Annotated in this window: 8 protein-coding genes; 6 read left to right on the top strand and 2 right to left on the bottom strand. The window is 70.6% G+C overall.

Translation table 11 applies throughout. From position 1 onward, the window contains the following. The first annotated feature begins 321 nt into the window (after positions 1-321). The 4 genes from VNF07_10315 to VNF07_10300 all read left to right on the top strand — a co-directional run bounded on the left by VNF07_10315 (position 322) and on the right by VNF07_10300 (position 2,834). Complete coding sequence (locus VNF07_10315; protein ID HVB06625.1) at positions 322-804, top strand: VOC family protein; 483 nt, start codon at positions 322-324, stop codon at positions 802-804. 154 nt (positions 805-958) lie between these two features. Further along, positions 959-1,957 carry a D-2-hydroxyacid dehydrogenase family protein gene (locus VNF07_10310; GenBank protein ID HVB06624.1) on the top strand — a complete coding sequence of 333 codons (999 nt, stop codon included), beginning with the start codon at positions 959-961 and terminating at the stop codon, positions 1,955-1,957. Between the two features lie 86 nt (positions 1,958-2,043). After that, positions 2,044-2,409 (top strand): hypothetical protein, encoded by a 366-nt coding sequence (locus VNF07_10305; protein ID HVB06623.1) that lies wholly within the window; start codon positions 2,044-2,046, stop codon positions 2,407-2,409. A gap of 56 nt (positions 2,410-2,465) precedes the next feature. Further along, the gene (locus VNF07_10300) at positions 2,466-2,834 is read left to right on the top strand and encodes an MmcQ/YjbR family DNA-binding protein (protein ID HVB06622.1); all 369 of its coding nucleotides are present in this window, start codon (positions 2,466-2,468) and stop codon (positions 2,832-2,834) included. An 865-nt stretch (positions 2,835-3,699) separates the two neighbouring features. On the opposite strand, the gene VNF07_10295 is transcribed toward VNF07_10300, so the two are convergent. Then, complete coding sequence (locus VNF07_10295) at positions 3,700-4,260, bottom strand: hypothetical protein (GenBank protein HVB06621.1); 561 nt, start codon at positions 4,258-4,260, stop codon at positions 3,700-3,702. Between the two features lie 88 nt (positions 4,261-4,348). Further along, a complete protein-coding gene (locus tag VNF07_10290) occupies positions 4,349-4,990 on the bottom strand; it encodes a nitroreductase family protein (GenBank protein HVB06620.1) in 642 nt (213 codons plus the stop codon). A gap of 82 nt (positions 4,991-5,072) precedes the next feature. Here VNF07_10290 and VNF07_10285 point away from each other — a divergent pair, with 82 nt between their 5' ends. After that, positions 5,073-6,170 (top strand): hypothetical protein, encoded by a 1,098-nt coding sequence (locus tag VNF07_10285; protein HVB06619.1) that lies wholly within the window; start codon positions 5,073-5,075, stop codon positions 6,168-6,170. Between the two features lie 162 nt (positions 6,171-6,332). Next, positions 6,333-6,432 (top strand): S-adenosylmethionine synthetase N-terminal domain-containing protein (locus VNF07_10280; GenBank protein HVB06618.1); only part of this gene is annotated, 100 nt, incomplete at its 3' end.

Here is a 6,432-nt window from a genome sequence, read left to right as displayed (position 1 = left end):
GCAGTAGGCGTGACCAGGCGTGAGCGTCGCGAGGCTCGCCCCCGCCGCGACCGAGAGCAACGCCAGTGCTCCGATGACGATCCCCGAGGCGAAGAAGCCCCGCCCGAGTTCGCGGCGGAGGAGGGGTCGTCGGTCGCTCGTCACGTGATCCTCCTCGGCGTTCGCCGAAAAGCATTGCATACCGACGCTTTGCCGCGAGGGCGCCGGACGGTCGGGGCACCCGGTGCGCCTACCGGCCTGAGGGCGCCCGATGAACGGGCGCGCGCGGACGCGATGATGCTCGGGTAGGTCCTTCCGGGCGAGCGAGCGGAGGTCGGTGCAGTGCCGAAGATCACGCCATTTCTCTGGTTCGACGACCAGGCGGAGGAGGCCGTCAACTTCTACCTGTCGGTGTTCCCGAACTCCAGGGTCCTGCGCACCTCCCGTTACGGAGAGGCCGGGCCGGGTCCCGCCGGCTCGGTGATGACGATCGAGTTCGAGCTCGACGGGAACCTCTTCACCGCGCTCAACGGCGGCCCTGACCACTTCGACTTCGACGAGTCGATCTCGTTCGTCATCGACTGCGCGACGCAGTCCGAGGTGGACCACTACTGGGACGCGCTGCGCGACGGCGGCTCCGAGATCGCGTGCGGATGGCTGAAGGATCGATTCGGTGTCCGCTGGCAGGTCGTGCCGTCCGAGTTCCTCGCGATCATCTCCGACCCCGATCCCGAGCGAGCACGACGCGCGACGGAGGCGATGATGCAGATGATGAAGCTCGACGTTCGGGCTCTGAAGGCGGCCGCCGATGGCCCTTCCTCCTGAGCGGCACTGTCTCGCGCAGGGCCGAGGCCGTGGCGGGGCGGCTCCTTCCGCTGCGGGCACCTGAGGACGATGTCGCAGGGCCGCGCCTGAGACCTCGGGGCGGTGTCACGCGCGCTTGTTTGACAGCCTGACCAGAGGGCGTGACACTCCGGCGATGGCCCGCATCGCTGTGCTCGACGACTACATCGGCTGCGCGGAGGAGTTCGGAGACTGGGCACCTCTCGTCGATGAGCACGAGATCGTGTTCTTCCGCGAGCCCATCCCAGCCGACCATCTTGTCGAGGCGATCGCCGGCTTCGACGTGCTCGTGATCACCCAGCAGCGGACGTGGTTCCCCCGGGAGGTCCTTGAACGCCTCCCGAACCTCCGGCTCATCGTGACCAACGCGTCGACGAGCAACGCCGTCGACCACGAGTGCCGCCGCGAGCTCGGCATCATGCTCTGCGGCACCTTCGATCCGGGCCAGAGCGGCGGTCCCAGCGGCAGCACCGAGGCGGCCCGGCTCGGGCTGCTGTCACCTCCCGCCGAGCTCGCCTGGGCGCTCCTGTTCGCGGTCACCAAGCGCCTCGGGATCGAGGACCGCGAGATCCGAGCAGGGGGCTGGCAGACGGGCTTCCCGCTGCCGCTCTCGGGGAAGACCCTCGGCCTCGCGGGCCTCGGGAACATCGGCGGGATGATGTGCGGCCCCGCGCGGGCGTTCAACATGGACGTCATCGCGTGGAGCGAGCACCTGACCGAGGAACGTGCCGCCGAGCGCGGTGCACGTCTCGTGACCAAGGAGGAGCTCCTTCGCGAATCCGATGTCCTCGCGATCTTCCTTCAGCTGAGCGAGCGCACACGCGGGCTCTTCGGCGCCGCCGAGTTCGGGCAGATGAAGCGCGGCGCCTTCCTCGTGAACGTCTCGCGCGGGCCGATCGTCGAGGAGCAGGCGCTCGTCGACGCGCTGCGCTCGGGCCAGCTCGCGGGCGCCGCCCTCGATGTCTTCGAGCAGGAGCCGCTGCCGCGCGACCACCCGTTCCGCTCGCTCGAGAACGTGGTGCTCACCCCGCACGTCGGCTACGTCACCGAGGCGGGCTTCCGCCGCGCCTTCACCCGCATGGCCGAGGACGTCGTCGCCTACTTCGCCGGGACGCCGATCCGCGTCGTCGACTGAGCAGCCTCGTACCGGAGCGACCTCCTCCCGCCGACTTCGGGCGCTCGCGATTCGCCCGCACGGCCGACGCGGTGCACACTGCCGCGATGCTGCTGATTGACGCGGCGAACGTCGTCGGCTCGCGCCCTACCGGCTGGTGGAGAGATCGGCCAGGCGCGGCGACCGAGTTCGTGGGTCGCGTGCGCTCGGCGGCGCGGCACGGCCAACTCACGGATCCTGTCGTGGTCGTTCTCGAAGGAGCGGCTCGGAGCGGTGTCGAGGAAGGTCTCGCCGACGGAGTCAGGGTGCTCCATGCGCCTTTGGACGGCGACGACACGTTGGTCCGAGTCGCGGGTGACGCCGGAGGTCAGGTGGTACTGGTGACGGCGGACCGGGCGCTTCGCCGCCGCGTCGAGGAACTCGGGGGTGAGGTCGTCGGCCCGCGGTGGCTGCTCGATCGTCTGGGGGGGTAAGTGTCCTGCGGCCCGCAGAGCGGGAATCCGGCGACCGCTCACTAGCGTTGGCGAAGATGGCCGAGGCCGAGGTCGAGGGCCAAATCCGGAAGATCTGCATGGCGCTGCCGGGTGTCACCGAGCGGACGAGCCATGGAGCACCGGCGTTCTTCGCCGGCAAGCAGTTCGTGATGCTTTGGCTCCACGGCCACCACGAACACCAGTTCGCGCACCTCTGGTGCGCCGCGCCGCCTGGCGCGCAGGATGAGCTGGTGGCGACCGAGCCGGACCGCTTCTTCCGTCCGCCGTACGTCGGCGGTCGCGGCTGGATCGGTGTCCGTCTGGACGGAGAGGCCGACTGGCGAGAGCTCACCGCGATCTGCGAAGAAGCCTTTCGCACCGTCGCGCCCCGGAAGCTCATCGCGGAGCTCGACGCCCGGCCATAATTTCCAGCCCCATCTCGGCCCGTGCCGTGGTGCGGGGCAGTGCCATCCGTTGACGAGCGCGCGGGGGAACCCCTACGGCCACACCTCGCCCGCGACCTCCCTGGATGAGCGAGAGCTTGCCCCACGCGGTTTCTTCGTCGTGCGCCGCGGCAAACCCGCACCGCGGGCACAGCGCGAGCTGGCCACCGGCAGGCGCTTCGTCGAGCCGACGCCTCACGTAGTCCTTCGTCTCGACCTCGCCGTGGTTGCCGACGAGACCGAGCACCGCGATCCTGCCGTCGGGCATGAAGCGGAGGCTGTCGAAGCTCGCCGCCGCCTCACTGTCGTACTCGAGCAGGGAGCGATCGAAGTCGAGCTCGTTACGTTCCCGCGCGGTGGAACAGGGCCCGCCGCGGCCGCCGCCCCGCCCCTGCAGATGTGGAACCCGAAGGTGACGTCCGGGAATTCACCGCAACGCGTTGTCGGCGGCGATGCCGCGGGCGAGGTTCTGCACGGACTCCTCTCCCCGCTGCCAGCGACCCGACGTAGCGTTTGGCCGTGGAGTTCAGCCCAGAGCTCCGAGAGGCCATCGCCGAGGGTCGGATCACGGTCTCCATCCGGCTGTGGAAGCGACCGCGCGTGAAGGTCGGGAACCGCTACCCGGTCGGACGGGCGGTGATCGATCGCCGACATCGAGCAGCTCCGGTTCGCCGCTGTCTCCGCCGCCGACGTGCGAGCCTCGGGCGAACGGGAACGTGAATCCCTCCGTCGCCGTGCTGCGCACGCGGGCCCGATCGGCGAGGGCGCCCTCGTCTACCGGGTCGAGTTCCACCTCGTGAGCTGAGCTTAGGCCCCGCGGCTGACGGCCACCGCTCGGCGATGGCCGTCAGAAGGCGCCGCAGACGTCGGTCTCGATCTCGACGATCGTGTCTTGCGGCGACCCGGCGTTCACCACCGCCGCCGATTCGGAGACGACCAGCCCGTCTGGCGTACCCCACTGCACCGCGCCGACGAGCTTCAGCCGGCCGTACGCGGCCCGCAGCTCACCGACCGTGCTGCCGAGCGTGATCCCATTCCGCGTCTCGAGCGCGGGCACCGTCACCGCGGGGCTCACCCGATCGCTGGGCGAGCCCGGCACCGTCACCGGCCAGCCGCCCTCGTCGAACCGGTACCCCGTGAACACCCGGAATCGGAACTCGAGGACGAGGTCGTGCCAGGCGACCTCGGTGAACCTCGGCCCACAGCCGGTGTTGATGCCTTCGGCATTGGGCGCACCGAGTGCCGGCTGCAGCAGCCGCACCACCTCGCCCTCGCCCATGCCGAAGTGCGCGGGGCCGACGCCGCGGGCGTCGAGGTAGGCGAGCGGCGTCGAGGATCCCCGGATCGCCCCGACTCCGACGCAGATCGCGACGAGCACGCAGACGATGAGGATGCCGAACGCGCGCACGACCTTTCTTGTACTCCTTCATCGGCGGCCCGGCGCTCGTCGACAGGCTGCTGCCGGGGCACCCGCCGGAGATGCGCTGCCGGCAGCGTCAGGAGAGGTAGGGCTCCCCCCAACGGTCCTGGTAGACGATCTCGTCGAGCGGCCGGCGGGCGACCGGGCCGAAGTTCCCCATCGGGTAGCCGATCGGCACGATGGCATAGGAGTGGACGCCATCGGGGAGGCCGAGGGCGGTCTCGCTCTCCTCCTCGTAGAGGAGGTGGCGGGCCGTCAGCGTCGCGCCGAGGCCGAGGGCACGGGCGGCCAGCAGCATGTTCTGCACCGCCGGGTAGATGGAGGCGCCAGAGGCGCGGTTCGGCGGGGTGCCCCCGTGCTCGAGGCAGGGGACGATCCACACCGGCGCCTCGTGGAAGTGCTCGGTGAGGTGGGCGACGGCCGTGTACTGGCGGAGGTAGCGCTCGCGCGAAACCCCGGGGGGAGGCTCGCCCTCCAGGTAGTGGGGCTCGATGACCTCCTTGAAGGCCTTCGCGTACCAGACCTGCACGGCCGCCTTGATCGCGGGGTCCTTCACGACGAGGAAGCGCCACTGCTGGGCGTTGCCGGAGTTCGCGGCGAAGACCCCCGCCTCGAGGATGCGCCGCACGAGCTCGTCCGGCACCGGGTCCGGCTTCAGTCGCCGCATCGCCCGTGTCGTGCTGAGGATCTCGAACAGGTCGGCCGGGTCGTTGTCCATCGCGCCATCTTCCTCCAGCGGCGGCCCGCAACGCGACTCGCCCGCCGCTCCGTTACGTTGAGCCCGACAAGGGAGGGCCGAGATGCAAACTTCGCAGCCGACGACGCGCGCCGAGGTGGTCGGGAGCCTGCTGCAGCCGGCCGTCGTGCTCGACGCGAGGGCCGAGGCCGCCTTCGGGCGCCTCGACGAGGCGGAGCTCGCGGCGATCGAGGACGAGGCGGTGCTCGCCGCGATCGCCCTGCAGGAGTCGGTGGGCCTCGACGTGATCACCGACGGGGAGATGCGCAGGCCGACCTGGGCGGACGTGAGCCGCCACCTCGAGGGCTTCGAGATCCTCCCCGGCGAGCGCTCCTACCCGGCGAACGCCCGCCTCGCGAACCCGTCGGAGGCTTCGACGGTCGTGCGCAAGATCACGCCCAAGTCCGAGCACCCGGTGGGGGAGGAGTTCCCCTTCCTCGCGGCGCACGCCACGGCGCGCACGAAGTACACGATGGCGGCGCCGAGCTACAGCCGTCGCTACTGGTCCGACCAGCGCTCCACCTCGGCCTACGAGCGCGTCGAGGACTTCCTCCAGGACGTGCGCAACTACCAGCGCGAGGTGGCGAGCCGCCTCGTCGCCGAGGGCTGTGACTACCTGCAGCTCGACGCGCCGAACTACGGCTCGCTCACCGACCCCGAGACGCGCGCCTTCCACGAGGCGCGTGGCCACGACATCGACGCACAGGTCGCCTTCGACGCGGCGCTCGACTCGTCGGTCTTCACGGGCCTCGAGGGGGTGACGCGGGCGCTGCACGTCTGCCGGGGAAACATGCGCGGCGGCGCCTGGCACTCCTCGGGCGGCTACGGCGCCCTTGCCGACCAGCTCTTCTCGAACCTCGACGTCGACGTCGTGCTCCTCGAGTACGACACCGACCGGGCGGGGGACTTCGCCCCGATCGGCGCGGTGCGGGAGGGGACGCTCGTCGTCCTCGGCCTGCTCACGACCAAGGACGGCACCCTCGAGGACGAGGCGGTGGTCGAGGCGCGCATCTCCGAGGCGACGCACTTCCGCCCGATGGGCGAGCTCGCCCTCTCCACCCAGTGCGGCTTCGCCTCCGCGGCGAACGCCCCGATGAGCGAGGCCGAGCAGCGGGCCAAGCTGGAGCTCGTGGCCCGCGTCGCCCACTCGCTCTGGTCCTGAACGCCCCGCCCGCACGCCCGCGGAGGCGCGGGCCTCGGTGGGCCACGGCGCCGCGCCTAGAATCGTGGAAAACGCAACGGGGTTGGTCATCCGCGCGGGCGCAGGGCGCTAGCGCGGATTCGTATCGGCGCCGCCGCACCGGCTGCCGACTGGAGGCACTCGATGACCGCATCTGGCGGACACCTGCTTCTCACCTCAGAGAGCGTGACCGAGGGACACCCCGACAAGATCTGCGACCAGATCTCCGACGCGGTGCTCGACG

It is taken from the genome of Acidimicrobiales bacterium (assembly GCA_035533595.1).
Taxonomy (GTDB): Bacteria; Actinomycetota; Acidimicrobiia; order Acidimicrobiales; family Bog-793; genus DATLTN01.
The sequence above is the reverse complement of the archived record's forward strand: the minus strand, read 5'-3'. Positions and strand labels throughout refer to the sequence as shown.

Coding starts and splice junctions, on each gene's coding strand:
- VNF07_10310 (HVB06624.1), top strand. CDS start 959: ATGGCCCGCATCGCTGTGCTCGACGACTACATCGGCTGCGCGGAGGAG.
- VNF07_10285 (HVB06619.1), top strand. CDS start 5,073: ATGCAAACTTCGCAGCCGACGACGCGCGCCGAGGTGGTCGGGAGCCTG.
- VNF07_10300 (HVB06622.1), top strand. CDS start 2,466: ATGGCCGAGGCCGAGGTCGAGGGCCAAATCCGGAAGATCTGCATGGCG.
- VNF07_10290 (HVB06620.1), bottom strand. CDS start 4,990: ATGGACAACGACCCGGCCGACCTGTTCGAGATCCTCAGCACGACACGG.
- VNF07_10305 (HVB06623.1), top strand. CDS start 2,044: ATGCTGCTGATTGACGCGGCGAACGTCGTCGGCTCGCGCCCTACCGGC.